The organism is Flagellimonas meishanensis (assembly GCF_019880545.1).
GTDB classification, from domain to species: Bacteria; Bacteroidota; Bacteroidia; order Flavobacteriales; family Flavobacteriaceae; genus Flagellimonas; species Flagellimonas meishanensis.
The window spans coordinates 870,538-890,650 of record NZ_JAINVW010000001.1 but is presented as its reverse complement, the minus strand read 5'-3'; the positions used below and the strand labels follow the sequence as shown (position 1 = coordinate 890,650).

The 20,113-nt window shown below is 45.0% G+C and carries 15 protein-coding genes; 12 read left to right on the top strand and 3 right to left on the bottom strand.

What is annotated here, in order from left to right; genetic code table 11:
• Positions 1 to 4 precede the first annotated feature (4 nt).
• Both K7G75_RS03995 and K7G75_RS03990 read left to right on the top strand, forming a co-directional pair.
• Positions 5 to 1,180, top strand: a complete 1,176-nt coding sequence (locus tag K7G75_RS03995) for an efflux RND transporter periplasmic adaptor subunit (RefSeq protein ID WP_222982932.1) — start codon at positions 5 to 7, stop codon at positions 1,178 to 1,180.
• Between the two features lie 9 nt (positions 1,181 to 1,189).
• Entirely contained in the window at positions 1,190 to 4,699 is a 3,510-nt protein-coding gene (locus tag K7G75_RS03990) for an efflux RND transporter permease subunit (protein WP_222982931.1), read from the top strand.
• Positions 4,700 to 4,768: 69 nt separating this feature from the next.
• On the opposite strand, the gene K7G75_RS03985 is transcribed toward K7G75_RS03990, so the two are convergent.
• The gene (locus tag K7G75_RS03985) at positions 4,769 to 5,035 is read right to left on the bottom strand and encodes a toxin-antitoxin system YwqK family antitoxin (protein ID WP_313777809.1); all 267 of its coding nucleotides are present in this window, start codon (positions 5,033 to 5,035) and stop codon (positions 4,769 to 4,771) included.
• A gap of 424 nt (positions 5,036 to 5,459) precedes the next feature.
• Here K7G75_RS03985 and aspS point away from each other — a divergent pair, with 424 nt between their 5' ends.
• The 4 genes from aspS to K7G75_RS03965 all read left to right on the top strand — a co-directional run bounded on the left by aspS (position 5,460) and on the right by K7G75_RS03965 (position 9,588).
• Positions 5,460 to 7,208 (top strand): aspartate--tRNA ligase, encoded by a 1,749-nt coding sequence (gene aspS, locus K7G75_RS03980; RefSeq protein WP_222982929.1) that lies wholly within the window; start codon positions 5,460 to 5,462, stop codon positions 7,206 to 7,208.
• A gap of 60 nt (positions 7,209 to 7,268) precedes the next feature.
• Positions 7,269 to 9,053, top strand: coding sequence for a chloride channel protein (locus K7G75_RS03975; protein ID WP_222982928.1), 1,785 nt, complete (start codon positions 7,269 to 7,271; stop codon positions 9,051 to 9,053).
• Complete coding sequence (locus K7G75_RS03970; protein WP_222982927.1) at positions 9,050 to 9,313, top strand: hypothetical protein; 264 nt, start codon at positions 9,050 to 9,052, stop codon at positions 9,311 to 9,313. Before K7G75_RS03975 ends, K7G75_RS03970 begins: the two co-directional genes overlap by 4 nt.
• Before the next feature lie 83 nt (positions 9,314 to 9,396).
• Entirely contained in the window at positions 9,397 to 9,588 is a 192-nt protein-coding gene (locus K7G75_RS03965; protein WP_222982926.1) for a cold-shock protein, read from the top strand.
• Positions 9,589 to 9,644: 56 nt separating this feature from the next.
• Here the strand turns inward: K7G75_RS03965 and K7G75_RS03960 are convergent, their stop codons facing one another.
• Positions 9,645 to 10,097, bottom strand: coding sequence for a nucleoside deaminase (locus tag K7G75_RS03960; RefSeq protein ID WP_222982925.1), 453 nt, complete (start codon positions 10,095 to 10,097; stop codon positions 9,645 to 9,647).
• Between the two features lie 79 nt (positions 10,098 to 10,176).
• On the opposite strand from K7G75_RS03960, the gene dxs reads away from it, so the two are divergent.
• A complete protein-coding gene (gene dxs, locus K7G75_RS03955) occupies positions 10,177 to 11,955 on the top strand; it encodes a 1-deoxy-D-xylulose-5-phosphate synthase (RefSeq protein WP_222982924.1) in 1,779 nt (592 codons plus the stop codon).
• Positions 11,946 to 13,004 carry a DUF3078 domain-containing protein gene (locus K7G75_RS03950; RefSeq protein WP_222982923.1) on the top strand — a complete coding sequence of 353 codons (1,059 nt, stop codon included), beginning with the start codon at positions 11,946 to 11,948 and terminating at the stop codon, positions 13,002 to 13,004. The genes dxs and K7G75_RS03950 overlap by 10 nt, the downstream gene beginning before the upstream one ends.
• Here the strand turns inward: K7G75_RS03950 and dgt are convergent.
• On the bottom strand, positions 13,001 to 14,359 hold the full coding sequence (gene dgt / locus K7G75_RS03945; protein ID WP_222982922.1) for a dGTP triphosphohydrolase: 1,359 nt from the start codon (positions 14,357 to 14,359) through the stop codon (positions 13,001 to 13,003). The two genes, K7G75_RS03950 and dgt, sit on opposite strands and share 4 nt — an antisense overlap.
• Before the next feature lie 310 nt (positions 14,360 to 14,669).
• On the opposite strand from dgt, the gene K7G75_RS03940 reads away from it, so the two are divergent.
• From K7G75_RS03940 to K7G75_RS03925, 4 genes are all read left to right on the top strand, one after another.
• Positions 14,670 to 15,884, top strand: coding sequence for a porin (locus K7G75_RS03940; protein WP_222982921.1), 1,215 nt, complete (start codon positions 14,670 to 14,672; stop codon positions 15,882 to 15,884).
• Between the two features lie 70 nt (positions 15,885 to 15,954).
• Positions 15,955 to 18,249: an inorganic phosphate transporter gene (locus K7G75_RS03935; protein WP_222982920.1), complete on the top strand. Its 2,295-nt coding sequence runs from the start codon at positions 15,955 to 15,957 to the stop codon at positions 18,247 to 18,249.
• 31 nt (positions 18,250 to 18,280) lie between these two features.
• Positions 18,281 to 18,991 carry a DUF6503 family protein gene (locus tag K7G75_RS03930; protein ID WP_222982919.1) on the top strand — a complete coding sequence of 237 codons (711 nt, stop codon included), beginning with the start codon at positions 18,281 to 18,283 and terminating at the stop codon, positions 18,989 to 18,991.
• 4 nt (positions 18,992 to 18,995) lie between these two features.
• The gene (locus tag K7G75_RS03925) at positions 18,996 to 20,105 is read left to right on the top strand and encodes a glycoside hydrolase family 130 protein (RefSeq protein WP_222982918.1); all 1,110 of its coding nucleotides are present in this window, start codon (positions 18,996 to 18,998) and stop codon (positions 20,103 to 20,105) included.
• Positions 20,106 to 20,113 lie beyond the last annotated feature (8 nt).

Sequence of the window (20,113 nt, the reverse complement as noted above, 5' to 3'; positions counted from 1 at the left end):
CATCATGAAACGAACAATATATATAGTACTTACCGGAATCCTTTTGGCATCCTGTGGTAACAGCGGCAATAATTCCCTGGAAAGTGTCATTGCCACACAGGACCTGGAGGCAATCCGTGCCAAACAGGCAGAAATTTCCCAACAGCAAAAAGCGTTGGAATCCGACCTTAAGACCCTTGATTCCGTAATAGCCCAGTTGGATGACAATGCCAAACTGCCCTTGGTGACCACCATACAGGCCCAACCGCAAAAGTTTGACCACTATTTGGAACTGCAGGGCGATGTGATGACCAAGCAAAATGTGCTCATTTATCCAGAAATGGCCGGGACCCTCTATCGCATATATGTAAAAGAAGGTCAAAGCGTGGCAAAAGGACAGCTTTTGGCCTCCATTGATGATGGTGGACTTTCCAGTAGCCTGGCCCAAATGAGGACGCAGGCAGCACTTGCCAAGACCACCTTTGAACGTCAAAAAAGACTTTGGGAACAGAACATTGGTTCCGAAATCCAATACCTGCAAGCCAAAACCAACTATGAGGCCCAGGAAAGTGCCGTAAAACAAATGGAGAGCCAGCTCGCAAAATCCACCATTCGGGCACCATTTGCAGGTATTATCGACGATGTAATCAAAGATCAGGGCACCGTGGTAGCTCCTGGACAGGGATCAGAGGTTTTTAGGATAGTCAACCTTTCCAATATGTATATTGAAGTGGAAGTCCCCGAAAGCCATTTAACAAATGTTACCCCAGGTAAAGATGTGCGTGTTTATTTCCCGATTTTGGGGGATAGTGTGCAAACCAAGATCAGGCAGACAGGAAATTTCATCAATCCGAGCAACCGTTCGTTCACAGCCGAAATTCCGGTTCCAAGCAATGATGGAAAAATTAAACCAAATCTGACCGCCAAGGTAATGATCAACGACTATACCAGCGAGAATGCCATTTTGATCCCACAGAGCATTGTTTCGGAAAATGCCGATGGGGAGCAGTACGTGTATTTGGTGGACGCCGATTCCATTTCCTCTGAACCCATCGCCAAAAAAGTGGTCATCAAAACAGGGAAGACACAAGGAGATTACGTGGAGGTGCTCTCTGGAGTAAATGTGGGCGACGGCATTATCGACGAAGGCGCAAGAAGCGTGAAAGAAGGACAGCAAGTAAAGATCAAGAACAACATATAGCCAAACATTATGAGTAAGCAAAAGAAAAGTGTAGACAAGGAATTCAGACTTGCCTCATGGGCTATTGACAACAAGACCACCATGTATGTGCTGATCGCGGTGATCCTATTTCTTGGGGCATCGGCCTATTTCAGCATGCCCAGGGAAAATTTCCCTGAAATCAAGGAGACCAAGATCTATATAAGTTCTGTATATCCAGGAAACACCGCCGAGGATATCGAAAAACTCATTACAGATCCCTTGGAGGACGAGCTGAAAACCGTCAGCAATGTGGTGGAGATCACTTCCACATCCCAAGAGGATTATTCCATCATCATCGTGGAGTTTGATGAGAAGATAACCGTTGAAGGGGCTTTGCAAAAGGTAAAGGACGAAGTGGATTCCAAAACATCCAGTGAAGATTGGCCAACATTTAACGGTGCCAAAGTGGAACCCAACGTTTTTGACCTCAGCCTGTCCGAAGAGTTTCCCATATTGAACATTAACATTTCTGGGGACTATCCCGTTGAAAAGCTCAAGGAATATGGGGAATACCTTCAGGATGAGATTGAAGGTTTGCAGGAAATAAAGCAAGTGGATATTCGTGGGGCGCAGGAAAAAGAGGTTGAAGTAGCGGTGGACATCTACAAGATGACGGCTGCCAAGGTCAGCTTCAATGATGTGGTGAACACCATTGCCAATGAAAACATAACCACTTCCGCAGGCAACCTAATAGCAAGTGGCCAGCGCAGGACCATTCGTATTGTCGGTGAGATTGAAGATCCGGGCGATCTCGAAAACTTTGTGGTCAAATCAGAAAATGACAATCCAATCTACCTGAAGGACATAGCTGAGGTCACCTTCAAAGAGGAGGACAAGACCACTTACGCCAGGGAGTTCGGACATCCGGTAGTGATGCTGGATGTGAAAAAACGTGCCGGGAAGAACATGGTTGCTGCAGCCGAGCAGGTTCAGGTAATCGTGGACGATGCAATCAAAAACGTGTTCCCCCAGGACCTAAAAGTTACCATTGCCAATGATCAATCGTCCAAGACCATTGGCCAAGTGGACGATTTGGTGAACAACATCATCTTCGGGATCATTTTGGTGGTTACCGTTTTGATGTTCTTCCTTGGGTTCAAAAATGCCCTTTTTGTTGGTTTTGCCATCCCCATGTCCATGTTCATGTCATTGATGATCCTGAACACACTAGGCTATACCATGAACACCATGATCTTGTTTGGATTGATCATGGGATTGGGTATGTTGGTGGACAATGGTATCGTTGTGGTGGAGAATGTATATCGATTGATGGATGAGGAAGGTATGTCCAGAATTGAAGCTGCCAAAAAGGGGATCGGTGAGATTGCCTTTCCCATTATCATCTCCACACTTACCACTGTGGCGGCATTTGTTCCGCTAGGGTTGTGGCCAGGTGTCATGGGGCAATTTATGATCTATTTTCCTGTGACCCTGTCGGTGGTTTTGGGCTCATCGCTGTTCGTGGCCATCTTTTTCAATTCGGTATTGGTATCCCGTTACATGACCACAGAGGACAAGAAAATGCCATTGAAGCAGATCATCCGCATCACGTCCATCATATCGGCCATTGGTATTTTGATAATGCTCTTTGGAGGCGAATATCGTGCTTTGGGCACCCTGATGGTGGTAACCGCAATTTTGCTGTGGGGATACCGACTGTTTCTCAGAGGATGGGCCAATGGTTTTCAAAATAGGGTTTTACCCCGTTGGGAGAAGTTTTATGAAAGAACATTGCGCTATGCCCTTGCGGGCAGAAAACCCATTTTTATCGCTGTTGGAACCTTTGCTCTGCTCTTTATTGCCTTTATGGGCTTTGGGGGCTCCGTTGGTAGCCAAAGGACCAAGGTGGAGTTCTTTCCGGACAACACCCCGAACCAGATCATTGTATACATTGAGTATCCTGAAGGTACCGATATCAAAAAGACCAATGAGATCACCAAAGACATTGAGCAGCGCGTTTACACCATCATCAATCAGGATGCGTACTTGCACGGGGACTACAATTTCCTTACCGAAAGTGCCGTGTCCCAGGTTGGTGAAGGTGCCGGAAATCCACAAACCGATGGTGGTTCCTCTGCCGAAATGCCGCATAGGGGGAAAATCACGGCCACCATGCGCGAGTATAAATTTAGGGAGGGAGCGGATAGCAACGAATTGCTGAAAAAGGTCCAGGAAGCTCTCAAGGATGTGTACCCTGGTGTGGCCATTTCTGTTGAGAAAGATGCCGTGGGACCTCCGGCGGGTTATCCCATAAATATAGAATTGGAGGGCGATGACTATACAGAGCTCATTGCCACTGCCGAAGAAATGAGAAACTTCATCAATTCCAAAAATATCCAGGGCATTGATGAGCTCAAAATTGACGTGAACAAGTCGAAGCCCTCCATGCTGGTCGCTGTGGACAGAAAAAAAGCCGGGGAACTCGGCGTGGCCACAGGTCAGGTGGGACAACAGCTACGTAACTCCATCTTCGGTGCAAAAGCGGGCATCTATAAAGAAGATGGGGAGGATTATGACATTTACGTTCGTTTCAACGAGGAGAACCGCTACAATACAAGCGCCATCTTTAACCAACGTATCACGTTCAGGGACCCGTCCTCGGGACAAATCAAGGAAGTACCTGTTTCTGCAGTGGCGAACCAATTGAACAGCACCGGGTTCAGTGCCATAAAGCATAGGGATACCAAACGGGTGGTTACGGTGTACTCCGCCCTGGCCCCGGGTTATACCGATGCAGGTGCCATTGTCAGCAAAATTCAGGAAGAAATGGATGACTTTGAAGGTTTGCCTTCCGGTATCAGCATTGACTATACCGGTCAAATTGAGGAGCAGAACAAACAGATGGCCTTTTTGATGGGTGCCTTTTTTACAGGTCTTGGACTTATTTTCTTCATTTTGATATTCCAATTCAACTCCATTTCCAAACCGGGAATCATCATGTTGGCCATTTTCTTGAGCTTGATAGGTGTTTTTGGTGGAATTGTGGCCACAGGAAGTGCGTTTGTGATCATGATGACCATGATGGGCATCATTTCACTGGCAGGTATTGTGGTGAACAATGGGGTGGTACTTCTGGATTATACCCAATTGTTGATAGACCGCAAAAAAGTAGTGCTGGAACTGGAAGAGGATGACCTTTTGGAACCAGAGGATTTTCTTGAGGCCGTGGTAAAGGGTGGAAAGGCAAGATTGCGTCCCGTTCTGTTGACGGCCATTACCACGATCCTGGGATTGATTCCTTTGGCAACTGGCTTCAACATCAACTTCTTCACTTTGATGAGTGAGTTCAACCCCAACATTTATTTTGGAGGTGATAACGTAATCTTTTGGGGGCCTTTGGCCTGGACCGTTATCTACGGACTCTTGGTAGCCACCTTCCTAACGCTGATAGTGGTGCCCATCCTGTTCAGTTTGGTCTACCGGATCAAGGTTAGGATAAAAAGGAGGCAATTCAAAAAACTGGAAGCGGAAAAAGAGCAATTGGACCTAGCGGCTTAAACGCTTTAATGGGAAACAAAAAAGGCCCGACCAAATGGTCGGGCCTTTTTTTGGAACACAGGTTCACCGCTATTGAACAGCGACAACTTCCGATTGGTTCCAATTTTTTACGTTGACGATCCTGTTATCGTCATAATCAACTTCTTTAAGGATTTGATTTTCCCAAAAGAACCACTTCCCAGATTTCTTGCCTTCAACATACTTGCCGGAAGCAATTTTTTTACCATCCAAGGCGTACATCAACCATTGGCCGTGTAGCTTTCCATTCATCAAATATCCCGTTTGGGCTACCTCACCGTTTTCGTGAAAATAGGTGGCTTTTACTATTTTCCCCATTTTTTCGAATTTGGGTTCGGTATCCTGGGAATGGATGCAAACCGAAAACATAACCGCCAAAAAAAATATCGCTTTCTTCATTGTATATGATATAAGTTCAAAAACAATCTTTAACCAGAACTGTAAAGTTACTTAAATTTTACTATAAATATATATTAAAGTAACATTTAGTTTACATTAAATTAACATTGATATCATAAACACTTTGTTATCAATACCATATAAAACATTTAACTGTGTGTTTAAGGCCTATAAGCATGATTCTTTTGGCTTTTATGGCACACAATGTAAGTTTTATGTTAATTTAAGGTTGCTTTATTATAACGTAGTTAGCAGACAAAAAATTTTGTTAGAGCAGAAATTCCCCATATCTACCGATAAATTTTCGCATTCCTCTTAAATTTGCCCTTTCATAGAACGCATTATGTACAGAAGCAATACGTGTGGGGATTTAAGGACATCCGATATCGGTTCCGAAGTTGTGTTGAGTGGTTGGGTTCACAAAATCCGGGACAAAGGTTTTGTGGTTTGGGTAGACCTGAGAGATCGCTATGGGATCACCCAATTGGTCTTTGATCAGGACAGGACTTCCAAAGTGCTTCTGGAACAGGCCTGGGAACTGGGCAGGGAAACGGTGATTCAGGTCGTGGGGAACGTTATCGAAAGGGCATCAAAAAATCCAAACATTCCCACTGGGGACATTGAGGTGTTGGTTAATGGGTTAAAAGTACTCAACAAATCCATTCTTCCTCCTTTCACCATTGAGGACGAAACGGACGGTGGAGAGGATATCCGCATGAAATACCGCTATCTGGACATCCGCAGGAATCCTGTGAAGAACAACCTCATCTTCAGGCATAAAGTAACCATGGAAGTGCGTAAGTATCTTTCCGACCAAGGTTTTATAGATGTGGAAACTCCCTATCTTATAAAATCCACCCCAGAGGGGGCCCGCGACTTTTTGGTTCCCAGTAGAATGAACGAAGGCCAGTTCTACGCTCTGCCCCAATCTCCCCAAACGTTCAAGCAGCTATTGATGGTAGGGGGCATGGATAAATACTTCCAAATTGTGAAATGCTTCAGGGATGAGGACCTTAGGGCCGATAGGCAGCCGGAGTTTACCCAGATAGACTGTGAAATGGCCTTTGTGGAGCAGGAAGATGTCCTCAATACCTTCGAAGGACTTACCAGACATTTGCTCAAAGAAATAAAAGGTGTGGAAATCGGCGCGTTCCCAAGAATGACCTATGATGAGGCCATGAAACTGTATGGCAATGACAAGCCCGATATCCGGTTTGGAATGCAATTTGGCGAATTGAACGCAGTGGCCCAGCACAGGGATTTCAATGTGTTCAACGCAGCAGAACTGGTGGTGGGCATAGCCGTGCCAAGTGCAGGATCATACACGCGAAAGGAAATCGACAGCCTTATTGATTGGGTGAAAAGGCCACAGGTGGGAGCAAAGGGAATGGTGTATGTAAAATGCAATGAAGATGGCACCTATAAGTCTTCTGTGGATAAATTCTATGATCAGGAAGATTTGGCCAAATGGGCTGAGCTCACTGGGGCAAACCCGGGTGACCTTATTTGCATCCTTTCCGGCAGCATAAAAGAGACCCGTGCGCAACTCAGCGCACTGCGCATGGAATTGGCTGAACGCCTTGGTCTTAGAAAACCTAGTGAATTTGCTCCTCTTTGGGTAGTGGATTTTCCTCTGTTGGAACTCGATGAGGAGACAGGGACCTACCACGCCATGCACCATCCGTTCACCTCACCCAAACCAGGTCAGTTGGAGTTGCTGGAAACCAACCCCAGTGCCGTAAAGGCCAATGCCTACGATTTGGTACTCAACGGCAACGAAATTGGCGGGGGATCCATCCGCATCCACGACAAGGAAACACAAGCCATCATGTTCAAGCATTTGGGCTTTACCCCGCAACAGGCCAAGGAACAATTTGGCTTTTTGATGGATGCTTTTCAATACGGTGCCCCTCCCCACGGCGGAATTGCTTTTGGCTTGGACAGACTTGTGGCCATTTTGGGCGGACAGGAGACCATACGTGATTTCATAGCATTCCCAAAAAACAACAGTGGTAGGGACGTGATGATAGATGCTCCGGCCACTATTGATGAAGAACAACTTAAAGAACTGCATCTGAAGTTGGACTTATGAGTTTTTTGTCCTGCTTTCGGCGAGATTTTTTAATACATTTAAGTATCCCCATTAAACCATATGCCAAGCAGATACAAAAAGCTGTTCACAAAATTCCTGAAGTGGAGGTACAAAAATATCTCCAACAAGACCTTTGTGCATATCATGAGCTTGGTTGTTGGGTTTTTGGCCGGGCTGGTGGCCGTTACCCTAAAAAACCTGACCTATTTCATTGAGTCCCTTTTGAAAATGGGCATCATCTTTTCGGAGAACCAACTGTACTTTGTACTGCCCACCATTGGTTTGACATTGGTTTTTCTATATGTCAAATTCATCCATAAAGAACCTCTTCAACACGCCGTTTCTTCCATAATTTTTTCATTGTCCAAAAAGAAGGGACTACTGCGGGTAAAGGATATTTACACCCCTTTGATTGCCGCGCCGCTTACCGTTGGTTTCGGTGGATCTGTGGGATTGTTGGGGCCTGCCGTCAAATCGGGGTCGGCGTTGAGCTCCAACTTGAGCCGTCTTTTCCGTGTTGATGCCAAGACGCGTTCGCTTTTAGTGGCCTGTGCCTCGGCGGGTGCCATTTCTTCCATATTCCAGTCCCCAATCGCCGCCATTATCTTTGCCGTAGAGGTATTCACTTTGGACCTCACCATGTTGTCTATGCTTCCGCTGCTTTTGGCTTCCATTGCAGGAGTGCTTACCTCCTATTTCTTTTTGGGCAACCAGGTATTGTTCAATTTTTCGTTATCCGAGGGCTTTCAGTTGAAAGACACGGCATTCTATATTGTTTTGGGTGTGGGCACGGCCTTTGCATCCATCTATTTTACCAAGATGTACTTTGCCATTTTCAGTTTTTTTAAACGTTTCAAAAGTCCAAAATATAAACTCCTGATAGGGGGTATTGCCATCGGCATCATGTTGTACGCCATTCCACCATTGTATGGTGAAGGTTTCGGGTTCATCAACAACCTTCTCGACGGGGATCACTTAAAAGCTTTGGGGAAAACTCCCTTCGACTCCTATACCCATAACATTTGGGTGGTCATAGCCCTGTTGTTCGGCATCACCATTTTCAAGGCCATTGCCATGACCACAACCTTTGCTGCCGGGGGAGCCGGGGGCATCTTTATCCCTACCATGGTCATGGGCAGTGCCCTGGGCAACGTGGTCGCCAAGGTCATCAACAATCTTGGGCTCGGATTTGCGGTTTCGGAGAGCAACTTTACACTAATCGGAATGGCCGGGTTGATTGCAGGGGTTATCCACGCACCCTTGACCGCCATTTTCTTGATTGCCGAGATCACTGGAGGGTACCAACTGTTTGTTCCGCTAATGATTACTGCATCCATCTCCTACCTTATGACGAAGAATGCCCTGGACTATACGATTTATACCAAAGAGCTTGCAAAAATTGGCGCCTTATTGACCCATGACAAGGACCAAATGGTTTTGGGTCTAATGGAAATGGACGACGTTATTGAGCAAAATTTTAAGGCCGTTGGCCCTAAAATGTCCCTGGGCCAAATGCTCCATGATTCCGTTTCCAAATCCAAAAGGAACATTTTTCCCGTGCTGGATGCGGACGAAAGGCTAATGGGCATAATTGTCTTGGACGATATCCGGGATTTCATGTTCAATACCGACCTTTACGACTCGGTGTTCGTCGAAAACCTGATGCATGCCCCCCCGGAACAAATCTTTTATGGAAAGGATAGCATGAAACAGGTAATGAAAAAATTTCAGGAAAGCGGTGCTTGGAATTTGCCGGTCATCAAGGACGGAAAATATATCGGATTCATTTCGAAGTCCAAGCTGCTTACAGCCTATCGCAGGGAACTAATCAATTATACAGGATGAGGCTCAAGCTTAAATATATCGTCGTGCTCATTATGCTGCTCTCCTTTGGTTCCATCATCTATGGTTTTTCCATCAAGGAAGCCCGGCCGGCTGCGGGCCATAAATGCATAGGTTTGGGAACAATCGGGCTCTTTTTGGTAGCCATGCCCCTGTTCCTGATCAAGGAAAGTAAGGGCAAAAACATGAAAGATTATATGCTGACCCATGATAATATTAAAAAAATGCAGGATAAAGAGCGTAAAAAAACTGAAAATCAATAATTTTCAAAAGATTTAATGTCCATTTTATACAAAGCCCCATAAAATACCCTACTTTCGCATTTTAACAATTATATTTTTTTTGAATGACTGGTACAGTAAAATTTTTCAATGAATCCAAAGGTTATGGCTTCATTACCAACGACGCAACCGGAAAGGACATTTTTGTTCATGTTACCTCATTGAACGGAGTGGAATTACACGAAGGAGACAAAGTAGAATACCAAGAAGAAGAAGGAAGAAAAGGATTAGTTGCCGCACAGGTGCAGGTAATCTGACGATAACATTTTATTTTGATTTTGAGTAGACCCTGGTTCATGACCAGGGTTTTTTATTAGTTCAAGTTGCGTTTTTGGATGAAGAAGCGCTTCAAAAGCTCGGAAGCCTCATTTTCCAAAATGCCGCCGATAACTTCCGTCTTCGGATGGAGGTGTCCCCCCATTACGTTAAATCCCCTTTCCAGATCCGCCGCACCATATACCACTTTGGAAACCTGGCTCCAATAGAGTGCCCCAGCACACATTTGGCAAGGCTCCAGGGTTACGTATAGCGTGCACCCGTGCAAATACTTGCCCCCCAAAAAGTTTGAGGCCGCAGTTATGGCCTGCATTTCCGCATGGGCCGTCACGTCCTTTAAGCGTTCGGTAAGGTTGTGCGCCCTGCCAATGATCCTGTTGTTCACGGTAACAACGGCCCCGACCGGAACCTCACCTTGTTCAAAGGCAATTTCCGCTTCTTGGAGGGCCCTCTTCATAAAATAAGTATCGTCAAAGGGGTTATCGACCATTTTTTTAAAAGATGATTGCGTTCGCTAAACTACACATAAAAAATTTTGATCAATAATAGGTACTTTTGTTTTTCGTCCATTGAAAAAGCTTTTACCACATATCAATTCACCTAACGACCTTAGAAAGCTTCCTGTGGAAAGCTTGCCTCAGCTTGCCCAAGAACTAAGGGACTTCATCATTGATGTGGTTTCCTCGAAAGAAGGGCATTTGGGTGCCAGCCTGGGCGTTGTGGAACTCACCATTGCCCTTCACTATGTTTTTGATACGCCCAACGACAAACTCATATGGGATGTTGGCCATCAGGCCTATGGTCATAAAATATTGACCGGGAGAAAAGCAGTTTTTGACACCAACAGGCAGCTTGGGGGCATAAGCGGTTTTCCAAAACGGGATGAGAGTGAGTTCGACGATTTTGGGACCGGACACAGTTCCACCGCAATCTCCGCTATTTTGGGGATGGCCCTTTCTTCACAACTCAAAGGGGAAACCTCCAAACAGCACATTGCAGTGGTAGGGGATGCCTCCATCGCCAGTGGCATGGCCTTCGAAGGATTGAACCATCTCGGTGTAACGGATGCCAATGTGCTCATTGTGCTGAATGACAATGCCATTGGAATTGATCCCAGTGTTGGTGCCCTCAAAAAATATCTGACCAATGTGAAATCCGGCACAGCAAAGGATGAGAATTTGTTTGAATGCCTAAACTTGGACTACTCAGGTCCAATGGACGGACACGACCTACCCAAATTGGTAGAGGAACTGGAACGAATCAAAAAAAATAAGGGGCCTCGATTCCTCCACATAATAACCACCAAGGGAAAAGGGCTCAGAAAAGCGGAGGAAGACCAAGTGGTTTACCACGCTCCCGGAAAATTTGACAAACACACTGGAGAACAACTAAAAAAAAGTCAAGAACCCCTGCCTCCCAAATACCAGGATGTTTTTGGACATACTCTGGTGGAACTTGCCCTTGAAAATGAAACTATCGTTGGCATCACCCCGGCCATGCCCACGGGCAGCTCCATGAAGCTTATGATGGATGCGATTCCCGACCGTGCATTTGATGTTGGCATTGCAGAGCAACATGCGGTTACCCTTGCAGCCGGAATGGCAACCCAGGGCCTTGTTCCCTTTTGCAATATTTACTCCACCTTTTTGCAGCGGGCCTATGATCAAGTCATTCACGATGTGGCATTACAAAAACTGCCCGTTATTTTTTGTTTGGACCGAGCAGGTCTTGTCGGTAACGATGGGCCCACGCATCATGGGGTCTTCGATCTCGCCTATCTGAGATGTATCCCGAATCTCACCCTATTTGCTCCAATGGACGAGATGGAACTTCGCAACATCATGTACACTGCGCAGTTCCACAAAAACGGTCCGCTTGCTATTCGATATCCAAGGGGAAGAGGGGTCAACTTGGATTGGAGAAAAGAATACTCCGCTATTGAAATCGGCTCGGCAAGATGTTTGAAAGAAGGCAGTTCCATTGCTGTTTTGACCATAGGTCATGTGGGCAACATGGTGGCCAAAATATTGGAAGACCTAGAGCATCCAGAACATGTGGGCCACTACGATATGCGCTTCATAAAGCCCTTGGATTCAAAAATGCTAAAAAAAATATTTAAAGGTTATGACCATATAGTCACCATTGAAGATGGCTGCGAAATGGGAGGTTTTGGTTCGGCCATTCTCGAATTTGCCAATAAAGAAGCCTTTTCTAAGCCCATCAAGATTTTCGGCATACCCGATCGGTTTATTGCGCATGGAACCATGGAGGAAACCCACAGCTTGGCGGGCATAGATTTTGAATCCATCCGTTCCTACTTAAAATCAGCTTTGAAACAATGCGAATAGTTGGTATTTGTATCCTTTTCCTTTTTGTAGTTCGTTCTGCCGAAGCCCAGGTGACAAATCTCAAAGTCTTTGAACGCGACAGCAGCGAAGTGGGCTTTAAGGTGGTGCGCATAAAGGACGTGAAGCTGAAATATCTTAAGCGGGGCGCCAAACTCACCGATCCCAGAACCGTTTTGAACCGTGTGAAGCCAGTTAGAAAAAGATACAAGCGCTTTATTCCGACCTCTTTTTGGGACAAAACGAACGAATTTGGCCTGAACATTAATGAAGTTGCCTTTGTAAACTGGAACGCCGGGGGCGATAATTCGGTTTCGGCGCTTGCCAACATGCGTTTTGAAAGAAACTACAAGTTCAGGTACTTTAACTGGGACAATGAGATCATATTCCGTTATGGCATCAATGCGCAAGAAGGAAGAAAGCTCCGGAAAACAGATGACCAAATAAGGCTGTCTTCCACCATCAGCTACAGAAAGGATACCATCACCAATTGGTACTATTCGTTCAAGGCCAATTTCAACACCCAGTTTTCCAACGGTTTCAAATATCCGGATAGGGATAACCCGATATCGAGGTTCATGTCTCCTGGATACCTTTTTTTGGGTATGGGCAAGTCCTACATCTCGGCGGGCAAAAAATTTGACCTGTTCATATCCCCAGCAACCTTGAAATCCACATTTGTACTGGACGAAACCTTATCCGAACAGGGGGCCTTTGGTGTGGAAAGTGGGGAGAATGTGTTTCTGGAACTGGGATTTTTGGTGACCAATACCTGGGAAAAGGAAATCATCAAGAACATATTGATGAACCACCGTATCAGTTTGTACACCGATTACCTATTGAGTTTTGGCAATGTGGATGTGGATTGGGAGCTTAACTTCAACTTAAAAGTGAACCAGTACATCAATGCCAATATTGGCACCCACTTGATTTTTGATGACGATATTAAATTTGATGAGATCATCGCCGATGATGGCACCATAATCGACTCAGGGGTGCCCCGAATCCAGTTTAAGCAATTGCTGGGCATCGGGCTGCTGTACACTTTTTAGAACTGCCGCCCCATAACCTTGTTATGCATGTGCACGGCTGCACTGTCCGACAAGCTGGCAACGAAGCAACTGGTGTCCAAAAGTATTTTATAAAGACTCGTATCCGTGTTCCTATAATTTTCAGGCAGACTCCGAATCAATAATTGGTCATAATTGGTGGCCTTGCCATGCATGGCATTCACCAAAGCTGAGGTGTAGACCTCAAGCAGGTCCGAAATGATTCTGTATCCTGCCAATTCCTTATCGGTTACCTCTGTCGACCGGTATACTTTTTGAACACTCAGGTTAATAATGTCCTCAACCTGCGCCCTGTACCTCCCCTTTTCCAATAGTGCGGTGCCAAAGCTTCCATCCCTTATTTCGGTTTCGTTCTGCACAAAGACATCAATGGCGTCGGAGATCAGGGTGTTTATGGCCAATGCCCGCAAATAGCTCAACCGATCACTGGCATTGGTCATGGCATTGTACTTTTTAATGTTGATGCTGTCCTTGACCAGGTTGATGAGATATTCCAGTGCATATTCCTCCGAGATCAGCCCCAGATTGATGCCGTCCTCAAAATCTATAATGGTATAGCAAATGTCATCTGCCGCCTCTACCAAATATGTTAAGGGATGCCTGTAAAATCCCACTCCGGAATTGCCAGGGTTCCTGGCCAATCCAATCTCCTCCACAACTTCCAGAAAAAACTGTTTTTCGGACTGGAAGAACCCAAACTTTTTATCTGCGATATGTTTTGACGGCTTTTTGGGCAGTGAAGCCTTTGGATACTTCATAAAGGCTCCCAAGGTGGCATAGCTTAGCCGTAGTCCGCCGGGAACCCCATCCCTTGACTCCGTCAACAGTTTAAACCCGTTGGCATTGCCCTCAAAATCTATCAAGTCTTGGTATTCCTCTTTGGAGAGACTTTCCCTGTACTTTGACCCTGGGCCACTCTCAAAATAATTGCCAATGGCCTTTTCCCCACTATGACCAAAGGGCGGGTTGCCAATATCGTGCGCCAGGGCCGCAGCGGCAACAATGGCCCCAAAATCGTTGAAATGGTATCCATGAACCTCACCGAGATGGGGGTACTTGGACAAAATTTCCTGTCCGGCAATCCTACCCAAGCTTCTGCCAACCACTGAAACCTCAAGGCTGTGGGTAAGCCGGGTATGCACAAAATCCTTCTTGGACCCCACATGGATGGGCATCGGAATCACTTGCGTCTTATCCTGAAGGCTCCTAAAAGCTGAAGAAAAGATGATCCGGTCATAGTCGACCTCAAAACCCAAACGTGTTTCTTTCTGCTCTTTGCGGAGTCTTTTGTTAACATCCCCCTGTCGTTTCAAGGAAAGTAGCCGTTCCCAGTCCATATCATATTATTGGCGCAATATACATCCAACGCTAGGTATACTCCAAGAATACTCAATTTCATTCAAACAATAAACCATAAGGAGTTCAAAGTTTAATGATTACTTAAACTTAGCATTACGTCTAAGACATGTAGTTAAGCAACTTTTGGAGCGGATTTCTTACGGTTATTAGTTTTTGTCGACTATGATTTGAAGTCCTTAGCTACCTCTCACGAGGTAGCTTTTTATTTTCGGGCCTTAATATAACACTAAAACAACGTTTACTTAACATTAAGTACGGTTATTTGCGGCGACAAAAACAAGTACCGTAATGAATTCTAGAAAGTTAGCCATTATTGGCTTTACTCTACTTTTTTTATTTGTGCCCTTTTCCCGGGCTCAGGAAATAAACTCTTCATCTTTCGGAAAAGGATTGTTCAATATTGTGGGCAAGGACAGCAGTTGGACAATGAAAATAGGAACCAGAATGCAAATTTTGGCCATTGCGGATTGGAGCAACGATGACAATGATGGCTTTGGAAATCCGGAACAGAATTTTTTGGTTCGAAGGGCGAGGTTAAAGTTTGATGGATTCGCATATACCCCAAAGCTTAAGTACAAGATTGAACTTGGGCTTTCCAATCGTGATATCTCTGGAGGATCTGAATTCACCCGAAATACGCCCAGGTATATTTTGGATGCCGTGGTTATGTGGAATTTCTACCAAAACTTTGAACTGTGGTTTGGACAGACCAAGTTACCTGGAAATATTGAACGGGTGATTTCCTCTGGCAATATGCAACAGGTAGATCGTTCCTTGGTGAACAGTCGGTTCAATATAGACCGGGACATTGGTTTTCAATTGAGGCACCATTTCAACATTGGTCCAAATTTTCTGGTAAGGGAAAAACTGGCGTTCTCCCAAGGAGAAGGTAGAAATATCACCGAAGGCAATCTAGGAGGGCATCAATATACGGGAAGGTTGGAACTATTGCCATTTGGAAAATTCAAAAACAAGGGAGATTACAGCGGAAGCGACCTGGCAAGGGAACCTAAGCCAAAATTGATGTTGGCTGCCACCTACGACATCAATGCCGACGCCGTTAAAACTAGGAGCAATCTGGGCTCCTATATGTTCAACGATACCGGGTTTTATGAGACGGACATCAATACCCTATTCGTGGACCTTATGTTCAAGTACAATGGGTTTTCCCTTATGGGTGAATATGCAAAGCGTGATGCCGATGCTCCCATTGCATTAAACTCCGATGGAACAGAAACAGGAGATGTGGTACAAGTTGGTTCTGGACTGAACCTACAAACAGGCTATCTTTTAAGAAAAGACTGGGAAATCTCAGGAAGGTATACAACAATAAAGCTGGACCAGAATATAACTGGAAGAAACCCAGAACAACAATATACTTTGGGCTTGTCCAAATATATTGTGGGCCATAAATTGAAAGTACAGACAGATTTGAGCTATTTGAACGTACAAAATGGAACTGATGAATTGATGTACAGACTACAATTGGACGTACATTTTTAAAAAATAACCTTTACGTAACCTAACGATAGGGCATTCTCTTGATATTTGAACAATTTTTTGAAATTTAACAATGGACAATATTTATCTTTTAATAATGGTTGCTTTGGCGGTGCTTGCCATTGCCGACCTGGTTGTTGGTGTAAGCAATGATGCCGTCAACTTCCTGAATTCAGCCATAGGGTCCAAGGCTATTTCATTTAGGACCATAATGATTGTGGCAAGCATCGGCATTGCATGTGGTGCTATTTTTTCAAGTGGCCTGATGGAAGTTGCTCGAAAAGGCATCTTCAATCCAGGTGAGTTTTATTTTGACGAGATCATGTTCATTTTCATGGCCGTCATGATCACGGATATCCTGCTTTTGGATTTTTTCAACACACTTGGGATGCCCACATCTACCACAGTCTCCATTGTTTTCAATTTATTGGGTGCCGCCGTTGCCATGGCATTCCTGAAAATTGGTGACGAAGGCGGTAATTTCACCGATGTAATCCAATATATAAACACGGACAAAGCGTTGAGCATTATCACTGGTATCCTATCCTCCGTGGTCATTGCATTTACTATTGGGGCATTTGTGCAATGGGTCTCAAGAGTTCTACTCTCATATGATTTTCTTAAAAAACCAAAATGGGTCGGGGCCATCTTTGGAGGTGCCGCACTTTCGGCCATCACCTATTTTATTCTTTTAAAAGGAATTAAAGGGACCCCGTTTGCCGAACAGACCTATGATTTCATTGGAGGTGTTAAAATCAAGGATTTTCTCGAAACAGAGGTGTATCAAATCGTTGTGGTCAACTTTGCACTGTGGTCATTGATATCCTATTTGTTCATCAAATTTGCCAATTCCAACATATACAAGCTTATTATTGGAGTGGGCACTTTTGCCCTGGCATTGGCCTTTTCTGGCAACGATTTGGTCAACTTTATTGGAGTACCCATTGCTGCTTGGCAATCGTACGAGGCCTGGATTGCATCAGGTGTCCCCGCTTCTGAGTTTAGCATGGAGGTACTTTCCGAAAAAGTAGAGACTCCCACGCTTTTACTTTTCTTATCCGGAATTGTAATGGTCGTTACCTTATGGCTCTCCAAAAAAGCCCGTTATGTAGCCGACACGGAGATTAACCTTTCAAGAGAGGGTGATGCCAAGGAAAGGTTCCAACCAAATTTTCTGTCAAGAGGACTCGTTCGGTTCTCCATTGCGGTTTCCGTTTGGTTCAGCTCCATCGTTCCCAATTCCTGGAAACACGCCATCGACAAAAGATTCCAAAAACCAGTAATAACACTTTCAAAGGACAAGGTTCTACAATTGCCGGCATTCGATATGGTAAGGGCCTCGGTGAACCTAATGGTAGCGAGCGTATTGATTTCCATAGCTACCTCCATGAAATTGCCCTTGTCCACAACATATGTAACCTTTATGGTGGCCATGGGCACATCCTTGGCAGATAGGGCTTGGGGTGCCGAAAGTGCCGTGTATCGGGTCGCTGGTGTACTCAATGTCATTGCGGGATGGTTTAGTACGGCGATCATTGCCTTTATAGCCTCCGGAACCGTACTTGCGCTGATAAGTTTTGGAAAAGGGGCGGCGATAGCCATTCTCCTGTTCGCCGCAGTACTTTTATTGATTAGGAACTATGTGTCCTACAACAAAAAAACAAAAGAAATTAAGGCCGAGGATCGCCTAAGAAAAGCGGAAAGCAGTTCCATTCAAGGTGTAATTGAAGAAAGTGCTGCGAACATTGCCAATGTTGTAAAGCGAAGCAACAAGATTTATTCGAATTCTATCAACGGATTGGCCAAAAAAGATCTTGACCTGTTGAAGAAGAATAAAAAACAGGGCAACAAACTTGCCATGGAGATTGAGGATCTTCGGGAGCATACCTTCTACTTCATCAAAAATCTGGAGGAAGCCCATATTGGTGCCAGTAATTTTTATATAAATGCCATGGCCCATTTGACGGACATGTCCCAATCGCTCGAATATATTGGTAAGGTTAGCTATAACCATGTCAACAATAACCACAAAAAGCTTAAATATAACCAAATCAAAGAGTTGAAGGAAATTGATCTTAAGCTCGAGGAAATATTTGACAATGCCCAGAAAGCGTTCGAAGAAAAATCCTTTGAACAAATTGGGGCCATTTTGAGCTCAAAGCAGGAGCTCTATGATTTGGTATCCCAAAAAATAGACATCCAGGTTGCCAGAACCAGGGCCGAGGAATCCAGTCCAAAGAACACTACCCTGTATTTTTCCCTTTTGTTGGAGACCAAGGATTTGATGACCGCCATGATGAATCTTTTGGAGCAGTATTACCGTGAACACGACAGCACCGTGGAACCGGCACGGGTAGAAAGAAAGTAACACAACCGGAACTTTGTGTACTTTTGTTTCCATGCGGAACATTCTCTGTCTATCATTTTTGATTTTCTGTGGAGGCAATCCATTGTATTCCCAGAAAATCACCCCAACCGATTTATTGGACAGTACCATAGCCTTTCATGACCCCAATGGGCAATGGAAGGCTTTTAAGGGCTCGTTCAAGGTTTTGATGAAAACGCCCAATTCCAGCGACCGATTGAGTGCCATTTCCATGGACCATCCAGGGCGAACATTTGAATTGAATGTGGAAAAGGATGAGACCGTTTACAGCTACGTATTCGATGGTGAACGCTGCACGACAACCCTCAATGGGTCCTCACAGATTTCCGAAGAGGATAGAAAAACCCATAGGTTGACCTGCGATAGGGGTAAAATGATGCGCAACTACTATACCTATCTCTACGGTTTGCCCATGAAACTAAAGGACCCTGGAACCTTACTGGACCCTAATGTACATACAAGAAAGTTTAAAGGGAAGGAATATTTGGTGCTGAAGGTGAACTATGATGAAACGGTCGGCAAAGATGTTTGGTATTTTTACTTCGACCCCAATACATATGCCATGGAAGTGTACCAGTTTTATCATGAAGAGGCGAAAAATGATGGTGAATACATCCTTTTGGAAGGGTTGGAAGAAATCAATGGTATCAAAATGCCAAAGGTGAGGTCTTGGTATGTAAACAACAATGATGCCTATCTGGGCACCGATCACTTGCAAAAATAAAAAGATGAGATTCATTTTAAAGTGCTTACCCGTCATTGCCCTACTCTTTGCCAACATTTCACTCCAAGCACAACACAAGGAAAAAGAGTGGATGCTCGGTCCCTTCCATAGACCCCAAAATGCAAAGCCCATACTCCAGAAAGATGCTGCCTCGCGGTTTACGGATCCCATCACGGGTGAAGATGTCCATTGGGAATCCATGGCCACTTTTAATCCGGCGGCCATCATAAAAAACGATACCCTATTTGTGCTTTATAGAGCCGAGGAAAAATTAGGGGAACAGGAAATTGGTGGACACCGTTCCAGAATTGGAATGGCCACTTCGGTGGATGGTCTTGTTTACAACAAAAAAGCGGTCCCTGCATTTTATCCCGCAGAAGATGACCAAAAAAAGAATGAATGGCCTGGAGGTGTGGAAGACCCACGTATCGTGGAAACCGAAGATGGGCTGTACGTGCTGACCTATACGCAATGGAACCGGAAAGTTCCTCGGTTGGCAGTGGCCACTTCAACCGATTTGATGAATTGGGAAAAACATGGCCCTGCATTTCAAAAACATAGGGAAGGTGTCTATTTAGATCGGGAGACAAAATCTGGTGCCATTATCACCCAACTCAAGAATGGAAAACTTGTAGCGGCCAAAATCAATGGTAAATATTGGATGTACTACGGCGTGCCCCATATTTGGTTGGCCAGTTCTGAAAACTTGGTGGACTGGGAGCCCATTGAGACCTATGAGGGAACTTTAGCGCCTGTTTTGAGTCCAAGACCTGGATATTTTGATTCGTGGTTGGTGGAAGCAGGCCCTCCACCCCTGCTCACCGATGAAGGCATTGTGATGCTCTATAATGCAGGTAATTCGCAGAACATAGGTGTTTCCCATTTGGGCAACAGGGTCTATACCGGGGGACAGGCCCTCTTTGATGCCCAAGAGCCTTGGAAATTGCTCGACCGGGGAGATGCGCCTTTCATTAAGCCAGAACTTCCTTTTGAAAAATCTGGCCAGTACAAGGATGGAACCACCTTTTTGGAAGGTTTGGTGCGCTTCAACGGGCAGTGGTATCTCTATTATGGCACAGCGGACAGCATGGTGAGTGTCGTAACCGCCAAATAATGGCATTC